The sequence below is a fragment of the Kitasatospora setae KM-6054 genome (assembly GCF_000269985.1).
In the GTDB taxonomy this organism is placed as follows: domain Bacteria; phylum Actinomycetota; class Actinomycetes; order Streptomycetales; family Streptomycetaceae; genus Kitasatospora; species Kitasatospora setae.
This window is the reverse complement of record NC_016109.1, coordinates 2,472,162-2,489,741: the sequence shown is the minus strand read 5'-3', so window position 1 is coordinate 2,489,741 and position 17,580 is coordinate 2,472,162. Positions and strand designations below refer to the sequence as shown.

At 67.2% G+C, this 17,580-nt stretch carries 14 protein-coding genes and 1 pseudogene; 7 read left to right on the top strand and 8 right to left on the bottom strand.

Features of this window, described 5'->3' with window-relative positions:
- Positions 1-16 precede the first annotated feature (16 nt).
- The 3 genes from KSE_RS42065 to KSE_RS11025 form a co-directional block, all read right to left on the bottom strand.
- On the bottom strand, positions 17-3,208 hold the full coding sequence (locus KSE_RS42065) for a P-loop NTPase (RefSeq protein ID WP_148283085.1): 3,192 nt from the start codon (positions 3,206-3,208) through the stop codon (positions 17-19).
- Between the two features lie 181 nt (positions 3,209-3,389).
- Positions 3,390-4,088, bottom strand: a complete 699-nt coding sequence (locus KSE_RS11030) for a hypothetical protein (RefSeq protein WP_014135381.1) — start codon at positions 4,086-4,088, stop codon at positions 3,390-3,392.
- Between the two features lie 340 nt (positions 4,089-4,428).
- Positions 4,429-5,436, bottom strand: coding sequence for an ISAs1 family transposase (locus tag KSE_RS11025; protein WP_231873158.1), 1,008 nt, complete (start codon positions 5,434-5,436; stop codon positions 4,429-4,431).
- A gap of 939 nt (positions 5,437-6,375) precedes the next feature.
- Here KSE_RS11025 and KSE_RS39855 point away from each other — a divergent pair.
- The 5 genes and pseudogenes from KSE_RS39855 (at position 6,376) to KSE_RS46485 (ending at position 10,685) form a co-directional block, all read left to right on the top strand.
- Positions 6,376-7,166 (top strand): IS5 family transposase gene (locus KSE_RS39855; protein ID WP_106437641.1). Its coding sequence is split into 2 segments (ribosomal slippage): positions 6,376-6,691 and positions 6,691-7,166, totalling 792 coding nucleotides; the frame shifts between segments, so codons are not numbered across the junction.
- Between the two features lie 108 nt (positions 7,167-7,274).
- Positions 7,275-8,129: pseudogene (locus tag KSE_RS39850) on the top strand (IS5 family transposase).
- Positions 8,126-8,524 carry a type IV toxin-antitoxin system AbiEi family antitoxin domain-containing protein gene (locus tag KSE_RS10995; RefSeq protein WP_033260452.1) on the top strand — a complete coding sequence of 133 codons (399 nt, stop codon included), beginning with the start codon at positions 8,126-8,128 and terminating at the stop codon, positions 8,522-8,524. Before KSE_RS39850 ends, KSE_RS10995 begins: the two are co-directional and overlap by 4 nt.
- A gap of 92 nt (positions 8,525-8,616) precedes the next feature.
- Positions 8,617-9,555 (top strand): IS630 family transposase, encoded by a 939-nt coding sequence (locus tag KSE_RS10990; RefSeq protein WP_014135375.1) that lies wholly within the window; start codon positions 8,617-8,619, stop codon positions 9,553-9,555.
- A gap of 66 nt (positions 9,556-9,621) precedes the next feature.
- A protein-coding gene (locus KSE_RS46485) for an IS630 family transposase (RefSeq protein ID WP_456236163.1) occupies positions 9,622-10,685 on the top strand; the annotation gives its coding sequence in 2 pieces (ribosomal slippage) (positions 9,622-10,069 and positions 10,069-10,685; 1,065 coding nt in all).
- 406 nt (positions 10,686-11,091) lie between these two features.
- On the opposite strand, the gene glnA is transcribed toward KSE_RS46485, so the two are convergent.
- Positions 11,092-12,504: a type I glutamate--ammonia ligase gene (gene glnA, locus KSE_RS10975; protein WP_014135372.1), complete on the bottom strand. Its 1,413-nt coding sequence runs from the start codon at positions 12,502-12,504 to the stop codon at positions 11,092-11,094.
- 381 nt (positions 12,505-12,885) lie between these two features.
- On the opposite strand from glnA, the gene KSE_RS10970 reads away from it, so the two are divergent.
- Positions 12,886-13,353, top strand: a complete 468-nt coding sequence (locus KSE_RS10970; RefSeq protein ID WP_014135371.1) for an RDD family protein — start codon at positions 12,886-12,888, stop codon at positions 13,351-13,353.
- Positions 13,354-13,416: 63 nt separating this feature from the next.
- Positions 13,417-14,331: an IS982 family transposase gene (locus tag KSE_RS10965; protein ID WP_014135370.1), complete on the top strand. Its 915-nt coding sequence runs from the start codon at positions 13,417-13,419 to the stop codon at positions 14,329-14,331.
- Between the two features lie 144 nt (positions 14,332-14,475).
- Here KSE_RS10965 and KSE_RS10960 read toward each other — a convergent pair whose 3' ends face one another.
- From KSE_RS10960 to lipB, 4 genes are all read right to left on the bottom strand, one after another.
- The gene (locus tag KSE_RS10960) at positions 14,476-15,162 is read right to left on the bottom strand and encodes a DUF4191 domain-containing protein (protein WP_033258118.1); all 687 of its coding nucleotides are present in this window, start codon (positions 15,160-15,162) and stop codon (positions 14,476-14,478) included.
- A 168-nt stretch (positions 15,163-15,330) separates the two neighbouring features.
- Positions 15,331-15,483, bottom strand: coding sequence for a hypothetical protein (locus KSE_RS42780; protein WP_158413053.1), 153 nt, complete (start codon positions 15,481-15,483; stop codon positions 15,331-15,333).
- 176 nt (positions 15,484-15,659) lie between these two features.
- Positions 15,660-16,616, bottom strand: a complete 957-nt coding sequence (locus KSE_RS10955; RefSeq protein WP_014135367.1) for a lipoyl synthase — start codon at positions 16,614-16,616, stop codon at positions 15,660-15,662.
- 117 nt (positions 16,617-16,733) lie between these two features.
- Positions 16,734-17,537 (bottom strand): lipoyl(octanoyl) transferase LipB, encoded by an 804-nt coding sequence (gene lipB / locus KSE_RS10950; RefSeq protein ID WP_014135366.1) that lies wholly within the window; start codon positions 17,535-17,537, stop codon positions 16,734-16,736.
- Positions 17,538-17,580: the final 43 nt, after the last annotated feature.

The window sequence follows — 17,580 nt, the reverse complement described above, 5'->3', positions numbered from 1 at the left end:
CGAACTCCACGAACTCTTACACAGGGAGGCCGAAGTTGTACTTGATGATCCTTTGGAGCCTCGGTTCGTAGGCATCCGCCGCATGCATGGCCTGGTGATTGTCCTGGCAGATCCTGCGGCCCAGTTTGACGACATCAAGGATCCGCCCGGCGATGTGGATTCGCTCGTTCGCCGGCAGCACGTTCTGGCAGGCCGTCAACCATTCCGTTCCACTCCGCGCGATAACGGCGAAGCTATGCGGCGATGAGTTCCCTCGTGTCCTGACGACATGCTCAAGGGTGCTGATGGCTTCCAAGGCGTTCTGCAGCAGGCTGCTGTCCCGAGGACTGTCGGCAGAGCGACGCAACGTTACGGCGCTCCACGCGGTCTGCACCAGGTAGTCCCCGGTTCCCCCGCTGCCGCGAGCCGACTCGAGGTAGTTCGCTGCGAGGTCGATGTTCCCCGTCTCAAACTCAAACTCACCGCGCTGCAGCCAATAGTGGAAGTCGTCTTGCAGGAGGTCGTGGACGGACGAATAGATGTCGCGCACTATATTATTTGGCAACCGGAGGCTTACCATAAGGGAGTGGTTGAGTAGACGGATCATAATCCTGCGGTACGGGTCATCATTGTCCACGAGGTGTCCGGCATATCCAGCGTAGAACTTGAGTAGGAATTCAATTACAGACCCAAGCTGTTTGGGATCCTCTTTAAGGACGGTTTCGACCATGGTGTCGGCAATCGTCCGCTGACGGCATCGCAGCATGCCGTCCTGGGCGCGATCGATGAGCCGCATGCCTAGCAGGCGGTCGATGGCTATTTTCATCTTGGGTGTCGGGCCGTGAGGCGAGACGATTTGCAGCAGGTCTGCCTCCTCGATCCCGCGCTTCTTGAAGACTATCGCTGATTCGAACACGCAGACCGTTGCGTAGAGCGCGCGCTGCTCCGGTGTCAGCTGGATGAACTCGCCTCGCACCTTTTCCTCGAACGGTTTCCCAGTGACTACCTGGATCATCGCGGCGAGGAGGCTCCGCTGGCAGATCTCTCGGAGCTTGTTGAGCCGACCATCGGGCGAGAATCGGTACTGCTTCAAGATGCCGAGCAGTCCGTTTTTCTTCAGCACCTTGATGAGCGATTTGAGGTCGCCATCCGTCATCGGATGGTCCGCATCGACCTTTCTCGGGCGGAACGTGGCATCGATTACCTCTGAGCGAGTGGTTCGGATTGCGGCGACCACGAGCGTACTTCCGCCGTTCCGTAGTTCTTTTAGTAGCCTTGCGGCCTGCCCGCCGAATATGTCGACGTCATCGACGAACACCGCGTGGAGGTCCATCTCTTTCGCCTGGCTGCGGATCTCCGGCAATGGGATCGTGGCCTCGCGGTCAATCCACCCGACAGCACTTCCATGTTTGTGGAGATCGTACGCATAAGCCATGAGTGCCGCCGTCTTCCCGGATCCTGCGCGCCCCTCCACCAGAATGATCGGAAGTTGACCATCGCTGTCGGGAGCCGATTTTGCGCGGATCGCCTCCACGATCGAAAGGTTGGCGGCATAACCGTCAACGATGTCGCCCCATTTGGGGTCACTTCCTTTCAGGAAGTCAGAAGAACCCCCAGGGGCCCTGTCGAGGAGAGACCTCAAAACGCTGATACCAGTTCCGCGTCGCACGTTTTGAAGAACCTCGGCCTGGCGCTTCTTCCCCTCCGCCAGGGGCTGCTGACCTGCCATCAAGCGGCGTATCGAAAATTCGGCCGGGCTGCGGCGGATGTGTGTGAGGCCGTTTTGATTCATGCGAACGCGGTCGGCTGAGGTTCCTGCAGGCGTCACGATGAACCGTGGAAAAGCATTCGCACCTCCCGGCGGGCCGAACAGGCTAACTGTCTGCCAGAGAGCCGCACTGCTCGGCGATGAGGCCATGAAGACCACGGGATGGCAGAGCATTTCGGCCTTGAGGCGTTTGAGCCACAATGAGCGGGCGTCGGTGTCGTCACTGTCCGGGTGGTGGAAATCCACTGATGTAAGCGTGCCGCTAGCGATGCCGTTCATGGCCACCAATTCGACCAGGCTGTTTTTCTTTCCCGGTTTATCATGGCATGCGTTGATCACTGTCACCGAGTCCGCCGGCCGGGGAGTGAGTGCCGCTACCGATGAAAGCGCATCCGAAGCGGTGAAGTCGTAAATGCGCGACCAAGGGGTGCCAAGGATTCGATGGGCAGTCGGCGAGGTTGTCTTCTGGTCATTGTATAGGGCTGAAATTTCCCTTTCGATCACCTGTGGCTCCATTTGTGCCAATGCGGCCGACCATGTTTCCGACATCGCGGGCGGCGGAACTGGTACTTCTCCGAAGACTGCTTTGGCAAGACGTTGGCCGAGTTCGTCCACGGTGATGAGGCCTCTCTCTTCCTCAACTCCGGAGACGAGGACCAACACCATCTGGCCTGTGGCCACCTGTTTGTAGAAGCTGGCGAGGAGACTTTCCTCGTCGTAGGTTTCGGCTGCCGTCTGCACGCGGGATGCAGTAGGCCGCGGGCGTGTGATTGTGATCCGCTGCTCCGATCGAGCGGCGGCGAGATCTGTCAGTGCCGGGCTTTCGGAACCGCCCCCGCTGATCCTGAGAAGTCGGTGGCGCCGTCCCGGTGTACGGGAAACCGTTAGCCAAGGGTGGGCGGTGCTGACCGTCGACTGGCCCTCGTTTGCGGCGACCAAGAGATCTGACGCGCCCAGATCGATGGCATCAGGCCAGGGAGCGGCCTGGCCAGCGAGCACCATACTCAAGTGGTTGCGATGCCTCCAACGATTCCAGTCACCGCCGGCAGCCGCTGAGAGTTGCTCGGCTGTGCACGTTGCAAGATCGGGGGACGGATCGGGTAGCACCATTCGGAAGACAGAATTGACGACGACCAGACCGAAAGTCATGCCGGACTTCTCCAACAGCACCGATCCCTCGCCCGGGAGGATCCCGGGATGCCAGCCGATCAGGCCGCTGCGGGCTGCGGCCGCCCATGTCTCGAAGTCCGCGAACACATCCTTCCGCAGACCATCAATAATGTCGTCCTGGTCCTGCAGACCGCTGGATCCCCACCATTGAGTGAGGGCGTTCGCCAACATCCGGTTCGGGGAGAGCGATGTGATATCTCCGCTCCCTGGCACGGGCACGACGGGAGGCGGTTCTTCGTCCGGGCCGTACTCCATAGATTCGAGCAGTACTGATTCGATGATGTCGTTCACGCCGGAGTAGCCTGTGCGATTTGCTACGGAATTCGTACCGAGAACAACGACAGCGTCGAGTCCCTGGCCGACCTCGTGCAATGCGCGAAGGCTGGTGGTAACCTCGTTTTCGTAAAGCGAGCGATCTTCTCCCTCCTCAGTTAGCGGCCCCATGCAGAGGAGGTTTAGCGTCGTGTGCGAGCTAGTCATCGTTATCCATACTGATTGCTGTTACTTCGGACTTGGGGATGCGCAGAGTAGTGCTGCCATCGGCGCAGTGTCCAATTGATACCTCAACCTTGATGAACTGGCTGTTCAGGCTCGATATGTCGATCCGTCCGCTGACTTTGTTGCCCGAGAGGCCACAGAGTTCCTGGAGTACATTGTTATAGGACTGGCTCACAGCGACTGTGCCGTTGGCTGAATTCTCTGCGGGGCCCACTAGGACGCCCAGTGCGACAGTGATCGCGCTTGCGATCAAGGCGAGAACCGCGATGGCGTTGGCGCCTCGTTGGCGCCTATCAACGTGGGCGGCTTCTTGGTCCGCCTTCTCGAGGACCATTTCGATGAGGTTTAGTCGAGAGGTCACGCCTCCTCCCCATGCGAGCGCGGGTACGGGCAGCGCCACTGCCCGCAGGTACATCACCGCTGCGACCATCCAGAGAGAGACTGCGACGATGCCCGAGACCTGGGTGATCACGGGCCGGTCGGCCAAGGCGGTGAACGTCAACGTGGCAACGAGCCCGCCCGCGAATAGCGTGATCGTGGACTGGGCGGCTTGGGCCCGGACCCGTGCGGCGCTGCCCGAGCGGACGCGGTCCGAGTAGTAGGCCTCGCCGGCCGGCCCGACCACGGCATCGATCACGCGCTCGAGTTCGTCTTCGGCGGAGAGCTGGCTCACGTTGACTCCCGGAAACGCATAAGTGCCTCGTCCAACGAGTCAGAGGATAGAAGAAAACTGGCTGCTTCGCCGAACTGGCCCGAGGGAATCGGCCAATGGATACCAGTTTCGGTGTTTTGCGGGTTTTGCCCAGATGATCAATACTGACTTTGGCCCGTCAAGGTGGACCTGCGCGAAGTGCCTGATGAGCCTGAAGCGGTGGCTGTACCGGCGGTGTGTGAGATATGCGGATGGGGGCGGGCTGACCGCCGCGGGAAGGCTGCGCCGGGAGTCAGGGCTTCGGCGTAGTCGAGTGATGTCCGGTTTGTGATCACGCAAGTCTGAGGAGTCCGAGTGGTCTCTACGGGTCGCGTGCGTTGCGGCGGAGGGCGGCGGTGATGTTCGTGACGCCGGTCCGCTTCAGGGCTCCGATGGCCGGGTTGCGCAAGGTCGCCATCGCGCGTGGCGCACTACCGGTCCGCAGTTGGGAGGCGTCCTCGGCGAGCGTGGTGTCCCGGACGTGGTGCAGGACCTCGACAGTCCAGTGGTCGCGGATCAGCCTCGCGAGCTGGGCCGGGGTGGCCTGGTCGGCGGTGAGGCTGGTGACGGCGTAGACGCTCTTGATGGTGATCCCGCCCGTCTTGCGGTCGGTGCGGCGGCGCTTGATCTGGATGGCCTGCCGGGCGGCGGGGAACAGCAGGCTGTTCACAGTGGCAACCTTGATTCGACAGATCTCGGACCGTCCGTGGCCGGTGTTCTTGGTTCGGCCCTGGAGCGGGATCTCCTTCCAGGGAAGGGACTTGAGCTGCTTGCGGAGGTTCTTCTGGTTGCCCTTGACGATCACGATGTAGTGGGCGCGTCGATCGAGGAGGTACTCGGCATGCTCGCGCTGGGTGTGTATCGCGTCGCTGGTGACGATGAGGCCGGCAATGTCGGCGACGGTGTCCAGCAGCGGCTGGAAGCAGGTGATCTCGTTCGTCTTCTCGCCGACGCCCAACTGGGCCAGGACCAGGCCGGTGGTGTGCGCCATCGCGGCGAGGAGGTGGATCTTGCGGCCATGGGCCTTGGCGGCTCCGCGCAGGCTCTTGCCGTCCACCGCCAGCCCGCGTAAGCCGGCGGTCGCGGGTCGGCGGTCTGCGAGCCAGCGGCCTACGGCCCGGTCCAGCGCGTCGGCGTCGGTGCGAGCCGGCAGCCGGCGGACCGTCGATTCGGCAGGAAGAAGCCGTTCGGGCATCAGAGGATCGGGGCGGACACCGAGGCGCTCCAGCACCTGGGCTGGGGCGTCGGCGATCCATTCGCCCACCGCCAGAAGCGAGGTCGCCCCGGCCAACACCGCGCACGCGGTCAGCGCGAGCACGACGGCAGGCACGTGGCGCACCCCGCGTGGATCACGAGGGTCCGGCACCGCGGCCAATCGCTCCAGCAGCCCCGGAACCTCGGCAGGAGCGACATCGGGTTGCTCGCGGAGCTGGTCAAGGGCAGGCGAGATCAGAGATGATGCGTCGACAGGCACAGTCTTCCACTTGGATCGCGGGGCCGAGAGAACTCCATGATCTTGGAAGCCGTGCCTGCCTGACCTGGGCAAGCATCAGCGACGGGGTCCGACGGCGCGTAGCATCAGCCTGTGACGAGGACACCGAGGCCAGGAGCCCGTTGCCCTGTGTGCGGGCTCGATCAGGGATTCGACCCTTGGGGTTCCGACGGACTGACGCCGTCGTTCGCAATCTGCAGCTGCTGCTTCATCGAGTTCGGCTACGAGGACGCCTCGAATGCGGGGGTCATGACCGCGCGAGCTGCATGGATCGAGGCTGGCTGCCCTTGGCGCGGATCGGTGAGCGAACGCCCGGCGGCGTGGGATCCCCAGGTGCAGCTGATCGACAGCTTGAAGCTGCCGTAAGGCTGGGTCTCGGGCTGGATATCCGTATCCGTGAATGCCTCTCACCCGCTTGAGGCCACATGCTCACGAATCGGACATCCCGCGACTTCGCCGAAGCCCTGCCCTCGCGGCGTAGACGGAGAGGGTCCAATCGCAGGGTGGAACTTCAAGTTCGATCTACCTCTGCTCATTTCACACTCATTTCACATCGCGAGCCTCAGAGGTGTTGCAACCGACCCCTCTTCATGCGCTTCCGCAGCTCAGAGGGAGTTTTACAGGTCGTAGTTCTGATCGAAAATGCCTCTCACCTGCGAAATTACAGCTCTCAGAGGGCGTTAAGAACTCGTAACACGATCTTGCTGATCGTCGCTGGTGGGGCGTTACCGATGTGACGATTCGTCCGTTCGTGATGGCGTGAGCAGCAAGCCGTGGATGGTGGACGACGAGTTGTGGGCGCGGATCGAGCCGCTGCTTCCGGCGTGGCCGGAGCGGTCGCCGGGCCCGCGTCCGGTGGACGACCGGCTGTGGCTGCAGGGCATCCTGTTCGTGCCGTACACCGGCATCACCTGGCAGCAACTGCCGCTCGAGCTGGGCTTCGGCTCCGGGCAGACCCGCCGGCGGCGGCTCGGCCGCTGGCAGAAGGCCGGGGCCTTCGAGGCCCTGCACCGCATACTCCTGGCCGAGTTGAACGCGGCCGGCCCGATCGACTGGACGCGCGCCTGCGTGGACGCCTCCCACGTACGCGCGAAAAAGGGGGCGAGGCAACCGGGCCCTCGCCGGTCGACCGCCGCAAGACCGGCAGCAAACACCACCTGATCAGCGACGGCGGCGGCATCCCGTTCCATGTCATCACCGCCGCCGCCAACGTCAACGACGTCACCCTGGCCCTCGCACTGGTCGACGGCGTCCCTCCCGTGGCCGGCCGGGTCGGACACCCCCGAAAGCGCCCCGACGCCCTGCTCGGCGACAAGGGCCACGACAGCAACCCCAACCGCCAGGAACTGCGCAAACGCCGGATCCCGCCCGTCATCTCCCGCCGCGGCGAACCCGACATCATCGGCCTCGGCAAGCTCCGCTACGTCGTCGAGCAGACCTTCGCCCAGCTCCACCAGTTCAAGCGCCTCGCCGTCCGCTGGGAGAGGCGCCTCGACCTCCACAACGCGTTCGTCTCACTTGCCTGCGCACTCATCTGCTGGCGACGCCTCAACAACCCACCCTCATGATCGTGTTACGAGTTCTAAGTCCGTTTCTGGATGATCTGGTGTCGCCCGTTCGTGGGTAGGGAGCCGTTCGGGCTGACCGCGGTGTCGTGTGCATGGTGGAGTCGGAGCATGGAACGGATGCCGTACTCAACGGACTTGTCCGACGGGCAGTGGGCCCTGATCGAGCCGCTGGTCACCGCCTGGAAGCAGGAGCGGGTTTCGCGGTCGGCGACCGGGGACCCGGGCTCCTGCGACCTGCGCGAGGTCGTGAACGCGCTGCTGTACCAGAACCGGACGGGGTGTCAGTGGCGACTCCTGCCACATGACTTACCGGCCTGGTCGGCGGTGTTCTACTACTTCACACTGTGGCGCCAGGACGGCCTTGACCAGCGGATCCAGGAGATCCTGCGCTGCCGGGTGCGGGAGCGGGCCCGGCGATGAGAGGACCCGTCCCCGGTGATCATCGACACCCAGTCCGTCCGTGCGGCGGCCGGGGTGCCGAAGGCGACCACGGGGCTGGACGCGAACAAGAAGACGCCCGGCGGGAAGCGGGGACTGGCCGTCGACGTGCTGGGCCTGGTCATCGGCGTGGTGGTCCTGGCCGCCAGCGCGCACGACAACGAGGCCGGCATCGCCCTGCTGGACCAGGCGGCGGTGCGGTGCGGGATGCGTCTGGAGAAGGCCCTGGTCGACCAGGGCTTCAAGGACGCGGTGATCATCCACGGGGCGGTGAAGGACATCACCGTCGAGGTGGTCCGGCGCAACCCCGACGACGCGGGCAAAGGCTTCGTTCCCCAGCCGAAGCGGTGGGTGGTCGAGCAGACGAACGGCACCCTCATGCTCCACCGCCGCCTCGCCCGCGACTACGACCACCGGCTGGACAACGCCGCCTCCCGCGTCTACTGGGCCTCCACCGCCGGCATGCTCCGCCGCCTCACCACCCCCAGCCCCGCCTGGCGCGACGACATCGAGCTGGCCGCGTGAACGTCACCGAACTCCTACGGCTGCTGCAGGCCGAACACGACGAGACCGCCGCACGCGCCCACAGCCTGCACGAACAGATCGACCGACTGACCGCCGCGCTCGCAGACACCGAAGCCCGCCTGGCCGAGCTCACCGCGACCCGCAAGGTCATCGACGACCTCACGCCGCCCGACCACGAACCGACCCCCTCGGACACGGACATCGTCTACCAGCGCATCGTGACCGCCTTCAACGAGCGTCCCGAGCGGGTCTTCCGGGTTCGCGAGCTACACGAACTCCTCGGCCTGCCCACCGACGAGCCCTCGATCAACGTCACCCGCTCCCGCCTGGGACGACTCGTTCGTCAGGGACTCCTCGAACAACCCGGACGAGGTCACTGCCAGAAACGGACTTAACGCCCTCTCAAAGGAGATCATTTCACAACCAGTGCACACGCAGCGCTGATATTGACCCGAAATGGTAAGGTCCGGCGCTCGTTGGTCCGGGCGTGACGGATCTGGTCGGGGATGCGCGGCGGCCGTCGCCGGAGGCCCAGGAAGCCCTGCGGATGCGGGCGGTTGCCGCGCTTCGGGCGGGCCGGGACCGGCGTGAGGTGGCCGAACTACTTGGCGTGACCGTGGAGTCGGTGACCGACTGGTGGGCCGCGTGGCAGGTTGGCGGCCTGGAAGCGCTGGTGTCCAGGACCCGTGGCCGGCCGGTGGGCGAGCACCAGGTGCTCGATCCGGACCGGCAGCAGTGCGTCCGGCAGTCCCTGGTCGATCACCGCCCCGAAGACCTCGGCCTGGGCGGGCAGTTGTGGACCCGCGCGATCGTCAGCGACCTGATCGCCCTGCTGTACCGGGTGCGGCTGACCGAGCAGGGCGTGGGCAAGTGCCTCAAGCGCTGGGGCCTGTCGTTCCAGCGCCCGGACAAGCGCGCGGTCGAGCAGAACCCGGAGGCGGTCCGCGCCGGGCGTGAGGTGAGGTGGCCGGCGATCCGCGAGACGGCCCGAGCCGAAGGCGCCGAGGTGCTGTTCGCCGACCAGACCGGTATCCGCTCCGACCAGGTCTCCGGCCGGACCTGGGCCCCGCGCGGCCGGATGTGGTTCACGGTCTACCGGGGATTGTTCACCGCCGAGGTGTTCTGCGACTTCCTCGACCGCCTGAACCGCCAGTTCGACCGCCCGGTCCACCTGCTCGTCGACCGGCACTCCGTCCACCGCAGCAGGAAGGTTCGCGCCTGGCTCGCCGACCACCCCGGCCGGATCACCATGCACCTGCTGCCCGCGTACGCGCCCGAGACCAACCCGGACGAGCTGGTCAACGCGGACCTGAAGCGGACCCTGCTGCCGACCTCCCGGGCCCACAGCGTCGACCAGCTCGTCGACGAGGTCCGACGCTTCTTCCACCGCCGCCAGAAGCAGCCCCACATCGTCTGCGGCTACTGAACTTGATTGGGTGATGTCGGAGCTGTTCGCCCGACAGGGCCGAACTGGTTCCGGTAGCCCTGGGACATGAGGTATGCGCAGGGCGGTGGGTTGACCGACGCCGGGAGGGCCGCGCGGGAGCGGTTGCGGCTGCAGGCTGTGGAACGCTTCGAGGGCGGGCAGAAGAACGGGGAGATCGCTGCCGGGCTGCGGGTGAGTGAGCGGTCGGTGGAGCGGTGGCGCCGGGCCTGGCGCGAGCGTGGGGAGGCCGGGGTCCTGTCCAAGGGATCGCCCGGGCGCCCGAGGCTCAGTGACAAGCAGATCGCCAGGCTGGAGCGGGAGTTGGAGCGCGGCCCGCTGGTCCACGGCTGGGCCGATCAGCGGTGGACGCTGGCGCGGGTGAAGACGCTGATCGGCCGGCTGTTCCACGTGTCGTACACGGTGGAGGGCACCTGGCGGCTGTTGAAGCGGCACGGCTGGTCGTGGCAGCAGCCGGCCCGCCGGGCGATCGAGCGCGACGACGCGGCGGTGGAGTTGTGGAAGAAGGAGACCTGGCCGTTGGTAAGAGCACCGCGGCGGCCCTCGGCGCCTGGGTCGTCTTCGAGGACGAGGCCGGGCAGTCGATGACTCCGCCGCGCGCCAGAACCTGGGGCCGCATCGGGCGCACGCCGGTGGTCCGCGTGCGCGGACGGGGATCCGGCCGCGTCTCGATGGCGGGCATGGCCTGCTACAAGCCGGGCGAACGGTCCCGGCTGATCTACGCGATCCGCGAGTACCGGGGACGCAAGGGCGAGCCGAAGGGCTTCGGCTGGCGCGACTTCCGCGACCTGGTCGTCCGCGCCCGCGTCCAGCTCGGCGGCCCGCTCGTCCTCGTGTGGGACAACGCCCGCATCCACCTCGTGCCACCGCTCAGGGCGTTCTTCGAGGCCAACGCGCACTGGCTGACCGTCTTTCAGCTGCCCACCTACGCGCCCGACCTCAACCCGCAGGAGGGTATCTGGTCGCTGGTCAAACGCGACATCGGAAACCTCGCGGCCGCCGACCTCGGCCAGCTGACCCGGGCCGTCAAGCGCAAGCTCAAGATGATCCAGTACCGTCCCCACCTCGTCGACGGCTGCCTCGTCGGGACCGGCTTGATCATGGATGGCTGACCGACATCACGAGTTCAAGTTCAGTACTTCCAGGGCCCACACGTCCGCTACATCACCGAGACGCTGGAAATTTAGTGTTTCGGGTCAATAAAAGTGCACCATCTCCGACGCCGGGTGCGTTGATGGATCGACCCGTGTTGCAGTGCCTGCCGGGCCCTCAGGTGCTCCCGCGACTGGTCCGAGCGACCTATGATGCTGGGCGCACGAGAGCGAGGGTCGTCACACTCGGTTACGGGTGCAACGACCCCGCTCGACTCACTGAACGTCAGCTTTCGGCGTCGCCATTTCACGCTCATTTCACATGAGGGCGAGGAGGGGCAAGCAGCGACGAGCGCTCATGAGAGAAGTTTTCGCAGGTCAGAGGCCATAAAATGGCTTCCAGGGCAAGTGGCCCATGGGGGCCGATTCAGAGGTCGTAGTACAGCTCGAACTCGTGCGGGTGCGGCCGCAGCGCGATCGGGGCGATCTCGTGGGTGCGCTTGTAGTCGATCCAGGTCTCGATCAGGTCGGTGGTGAAGACGCCGCCCGCGAGGAGGTACTCGTGGTCGGCTTCCAGGGCGTCGAGGACGGCGCCGAGGGAGGCGGGGACCTGGGGGACGGCGGCGTGCTCGTCGGGGGCGAGTTCGTAGAGGTCCTTGTCGACCGGCTCCAGCGGTTCGATCTTGTTCTTGATGCCGTCGAGGCCGGCCATCAGCATGGCGGAGAAGGCCAGGTAGGGGTTGGAGGCCGGGTCGGGGGCGCGGAACTCGATGCGCTTGGCCTTGGCGTTGGAGCCGGTGATCGGGATGCGGATCGCGGCGGAGCGGTTGCGCTGCGAGTAGACCAGGTTGACGGGGGCCTCGAAGCCGGGCACCAGGCGGTGGTAGGAGTTCACCGAGGGGTTGGTGAAGGCCAGCAGCGAGGGGGCGTGCTTGAGGATGCCGCCGATGTAGTAGCGGGCGGTGTCGGAGAGGCCCGCGTAGCCCTGCTCGTCGTAGAAGAGCGGGTTGCCGCCGGTCCACAGCGACTGGTGGACGTGCATGCCGGAGCCGTTGTCCCCGAAGATCGGCTTGGGCATGAAGGTGGCGGTCTTGCCGGCCCGCCAGGCGACGTTCTTGATGATGTACTTGAACAGCATCAGGTCGTCGGCGGCGTGCAGCAGGGTGTTGAACCGGTAGTTGATCTCGGCCTGTCCGGCGGTGCCGACCTCGTGGTGCTGGCGCTCGACCTCCAGCCCGGCCTTGGCGAGTTCCAGGGACATCTCGGCGCGCAGGTCGGCGAAGTGGTCGACCGGCGGGACGGGGAAGTAGCCGCCCTTGTACTTGACCTTGTAGCCGCGGACGTCGCCCTCGGCGGAGCCGCTGTTCCAGGCGCCGGCCACCGAGTCGATGTGGTAGTAGGAGGCGTTGGCGGAGGTCTCGAAGCGCACCGAGTCGAAGACGTAGAACTCGGCCTCGGGGCCGAAGTAGGCGGTCTCGGCGATGCCGGAGGAGGTCAGGTACGCCTCGGCCTTGCGGGCGACGTTGCGCGGGTCGCGGCTGTACGCCTCGCCGGTGATCGGGTCCTGGATGAAGAAGTTGATGTTGAGGTGCTTCTCGGTCCGGAACGGGTCCAGCCGGGCGGTGGCGAGGTCGGGCACCAGGGCCATGTCGGACTCGTGGATGGCCTGGAAGCCGCGGATCGAGGAGCCGTCGAACATCAGGGTCTCGGACGGGTCGAAGGTCGCCGCCGGGATCGAGAAGTGCTGCAGCACGCCCGGCAGGTCGCAGAACCGGACGTCGACGAACTTGATGTCGTTGTCCGCGATGTACTGCTTCACCTCGTCGGCGTTGGTGAACATCCGTACTCCTCCTCGGCGTGCACGGTCTGAGTCTCCGTCAGGGGCGACGGGAGCCCCGGTGCTGGGGGCTCACGATAGGAACGGCCCGTTTCCGGTTCGTGACTCGCTTGTTTCCCACATGTTAACCAGGCCATTCGGGCGACTGGCAAAGCGGGACGGTTCCGGGCAAAATCCCTGCCCCGCCGACCCCCTGGTCAATCACAGGTCTAGACCACTTGCGGCAGTCGGCCGAACGGGGTTCACCCCGACGGGAGCCGCCCCGGACGCGCCACCGGCCGCCACCGCCACCCGCCCCGCCCCGGCCCCGCCGACGGCCCCGCCGCCGCACCCGCCGACGGGCCCGCCACCGGCCCCCGCCGTAAGCCCGGTTAGGGTGGATTCGTGGACACCAGAGAAGCACTCGGATCGTGGATCGACGGCCCGAAGGCGGCCGCCGAGAAGATGGGCGCCGATTTCGGCTACCGCGGCGAGCGCCTCGGCCTCCCGCAGACCGGTCCCGGCTCGATGGCCGGCCCCGGCCGCCGCCTCGGCGCGCTGTTCGTCGACGGCTGGCTGGTCAGCCTGGTCGCGTACGGCTTCCTCGCGGGCGGCGAGCAGGGCTCCGCCAACCTGTGGACCACCCCGCTGTTCTACGCGGTGACGGTGCTGTTCCTGGCCACCACCGGCACCACCATCGGCAAGCGCCTGTTCGGCCTGCGGGTGGTCCGGCTGGACGGCCGCCGCGCCACCATCCCGCAGGTGCTGCTGCGCACCCTGCTGCTCTGCCTGGTCGTCCCGGCCGCCGTCTGGGACCGCGACAGCCGCGGCCTGCACGACAAGGCGGTCGGCACCGTCGAGGTCCGCTTCTAGATGATTGATGCGAAGGGCTTGCTGGCGCGCATGAGATGAAGCGAGGGAGTCCAAAGGTCGGTTGTGACGCCTGACCTGGACTCCCTCGCGACCGCACTCTACGTGAAGACCGACGACCTGCTGAAGCAATCGCCGCATCTGGCACCCTGGCGGCCCGCGGTCGGCCTCAAGCCCCGGCTCACGGACGCCGAACTGGTCACCCTCGCGGTGATGCAGGCCCTGCTCGGCTTCACCTCCGAACGCCGCTGGCTCCGCCATGCCTCGTCCCACCTGCGGCACCTGTTCCCCTACCTGCCCGGGCAGTCCGGCTACAACCGGCGGCTGCGCAAGGCCGCCGACCTCATCGCCCACGTCAACCGCCTGCTCGCGAGGGACACCTCGCTGTGGAGCGACAGCGTGTGGGTCGTGGACTCCACACCGGTGGAGTGCGGCCGCTCCCGGGAGACCGCCAAGCGCTCCGACCTGGCCGGATGGACCGAGTACGGCTACTGCGCCAGCCACTCCCGATACTTCTGGGGCCTTCGCCCGCACCTGGTGTGCACCCTGCACGGCCTGCCCGTCGCCTTCGCCCTCACCGGAGCCAAGGCCGACGAACGCCAGACCCTGCTCGGCATGCTCCACGCCGAATCCGACCTCGTCCGCACCCTCCCGGGCCAGACCCTCATCGCCGACCGGCACTACTACGGCGCCGCATTCGAGCGCGAACTGGCCGAATGGGGACTCCACCTGCTGCGGCCGGCCCGCAAGGGCGAGCCCCCACGGGCCGGATCCAGCCTGTTCAAGCCCCTGCGACAGGTCATCGAGTCCGTCAACCAGACCTTCAAGGCCCAACTCGACCTCGAACGCCACCAGGGCCGCACCCCGACCGGGGTGACAGTCCGCGTCCTGCAACGCATCCTCGCCCTGACCACCGCGATCTGGCACAACGACCGCACCGGCCAACCCGTCATGCGCTCGCTGACCGCCTACGACCACTAACCCTTCGCATCAATCATCTAGACCGTCCCGGACCCCGGACCCCCCGGACCCCCCGGACGCCCGGGCCCGGGAACGTCGAACGGCCCCGCTCGCGGAGGGGAACCTCGCGGGCGGGGCCGTGGTGTGGAACGGGGGAGGGGCGCCTCAGCGGGCGCCGCCCTTGGGCATCCGGGCGCCCTTCGGCATCGGGCCCTTGGGGATCGGCGCCTTGGAGAGCAGGTCGCCGAGCGCGCGCAGCCGGTCGTTGGTCTCGGTGACCTGGCCGGCGCTGATCGCCCGGGGCAGGCGCATCAGGTGGATCTGCAGCTTCTTGAGCGGGATCTCGCCCTCGCCGTTGCCGACCATGATGTCGTGCACCGGGATGTCGCCGACCACCCGGGACATCTTCTTCTTCTCGGCCGCCAGCAGCGGCCGCACCCGGTTCGGGTTGCCCTCGCCGATCAGCGCGATGCCGGCCCGGCCGACCGCCCGGTAGACCGCGTCCTGGTTGCGGGTGACCGCGACCGGGGTCTGGTTCGCGCTCCAGCCGCGCCGGATGTTGCCCAGCACCGCCGCGACCGCGCCCGGCTGGCCCTCCATCTGCCCGAACGCGGCCCGCTCGGCGCGCCGGCCGAACACGATCGCGACCGCCAGCACGGCCACCACGAAACCGAGGATGCCCAGGTAGACCGGGTGGTCCAGTGCGAAGCCGATGGCGAGGAACACGCCGAAGGTCAGCAGGCCGACGCCGGCGATGATCAGGCCGATCTTGGTGTCGACCTGCTTGGTCATGACATATGCCTGGCGGATCTGTGCGAGCCGCCCAGGGGTATCGGATTTTTGCCTCGCCATACCGCTCATGGTACGTGGCGGCACACGTGATCTTCCAAGGCGGTGCCGGTTCGTGACCCTGGTCTTCCCCCGACGGCCCCTACCCGGTCCCCTACCCCGCCCCCGACCCGCGACCGGGCCCGTGACCCGACCCGCGACCGGCCCCCGCTCCCGCCGCCGAGCAGCGGCTCAGACGCCGGGCCCGAACGCCCGGACGGCCTGCTCGCGCTCGCCCGCCAGCCGCCGGTTCTCGCACACCGCCGCCCACGCGTTGCGGCGCGCGCCGCGGATCAACAGCATCTGCTCGGCCCGCCGCAGCGCGGTCCGGATTCCCGTACGCATCAACACCAGCTCCTCGACCCGGGTACCGCTCCAGCGTCCCGGACGCCCGTTACCGTACGGTGACCCGGCCGTCAATGCCACGTGAAACGTCGGTACTGCGCCGGACGGCCCAACCCCGTCCGGACGCGCGGCGGGGCGGGCCCGTCCGGGCCCGCCCCGCCGCGTCAGGGAGCCGCTCAGAGCGCGGCGGCCCGCTCGCGGTGCTCCAGCGCCTGCCGGTACAGCCGGCCGGCCCGGTAGGAGGAGCGCACCAGCGGACCGGACATCACCCCGGCGAAGCCCAGCTCCTCGGCCTCCTGCTGGAGCTCGACGAACTCCTGCGGCTTCACCCAGCGCTCCACCGGGTGGTGGCGCAGCGAGGGCCGCAGGTACTGGGTGATGGTGATCAGCTCGCAGCCGGCGTCCACCAGGTCGGCCAGTGCCTCGCTGACCTCCTCGCGGGTCTCGCCCATGCCCAGGATCAGGTTGGACTTGGTGACCAGCCCGGCCGCCCGGGCCTGGGTGATCACGTCCAGCGAGCGCTCGTAGCGGAACGCGGGGCGGATCCGCTTGAAGATCCGCGGCACCGTCTCGACGTTGTGCGCCAGCACCTCGGGACGGGACGAGAAGACCTCGGCGAGCTGCTCCGGGACGGCGTTGAAGTCCGGGATCAGCAGCTCGACGCCGGTCCGGCCGGTCGCCCGCGAGGCCGTCATCGCGTGCACCTGGCGGACGGTCTCGGCGTACAGCCAGGAGCCGCCGTCGGGCAGGTCGTCACGGGCGACGCCGGTGATGGTGGCGTAGTTGAGGTCCATCGTGACGATGGACTCGGCGACCCGGCGCGGCTCGTCCCGGTCGAACTCGGCGGGCTTGCCGGTGTCGATCTGGCAGAAGTCGCAGCGGCGGGTGCACTGGTCGCCGCCGATCAGGAAGGTCGCCTCGCGGTCCTCCCAGCACTCGAAGATGTTGGGACACCCGGCCTCCTGGCAGACCGTGTGCAGCCCTTCCTTCTTCACCAGGGACTGCAGGGCGTTGTACTCCGGCCCCATCTTCGCCCTGGTCTTGATCCACTCGGGCTTCCGCTCGATGGGGGTCTCGCTGTTGCGGACCTCCAGCCGGAGGAGCTTCCTGCCGTCGGGTGCGACAGCGGACACGTGCGACTCCTAGAACTAGACGGGGTACCCCTCAGGGTACGCCTGCACTTCAACGGCCTGCGCCCGGCCCCGGGCTTGCCTTCGAAAGGCAACGCTCGGCGCGCCGCGCGGATTCCGCTACCGGGCGGCGGCCACCGGCTCGGGCAGCTCGGCGAACACCTCGGCCAGCTTCCGCTCGACCGCGTCCACCGCCGCCCCGACCGGGAACGGGCGGGCCAGCTCGCCGCTCAGCGAGGCCACCCCGGCGTCCCGGATCCCGCACGGGACGATCCGGTCGAACCAGGTCATGTCCGGGTCGCAGTTCAGCGCGAAGCCGTGCATGGTCACCCCGCGCGCCACCCGCACCCCGATCGCCGCCAGCTTGCGGTCGTCGCCGCGCTGGCCCGCGTTGGACGGCGCGTACTCGGGGCCGGCCAGCCGCGGGTCGATGCCCAGCGGCAGGCCCATCCGCAGGGTCAGCTTGCCGATCTCCAGCACCTGGGACGGGTCGACCACCGCGCCGGGGATCTCCGCGCCGAGCTTCCACACCCCGCTGCGGCCCTCCACCCGGGTGGTCTCCACGCCGAACTCGGCGCAGGCCCGGATCAGCGCCTCCTCCAGCCGCCGCACGTACGCCACCACGTCCATCGGGTCCGGCAGCTTCACGATCGGGTAGCCGACCAGCTGGCCGGGGCCGTGCCAGGTGATCTCGCCGCCGCGGTTGACCTCGACCACCGGGGTGCCGTCCAGCGGCAGGTCCGCCGGGTTGGTGCGCTTGCCCATCGTGTAGACCGGGTCGTGCTCCAGCAGCAGCACGGTGTCCGGGATCTCGTCCGCGACCCGCAGCGCGTGCAGCCGCTGCTGCTCGGCCCACGCCTCCTGGTAGGGGACGGTCCGCTCGCCTATCCCCATCCGCACGAACCGCACGTTCTCGCTCACCACACCACGCTCCCTGCCGGCCGGACAGCCCAACCTCGCCACTGTA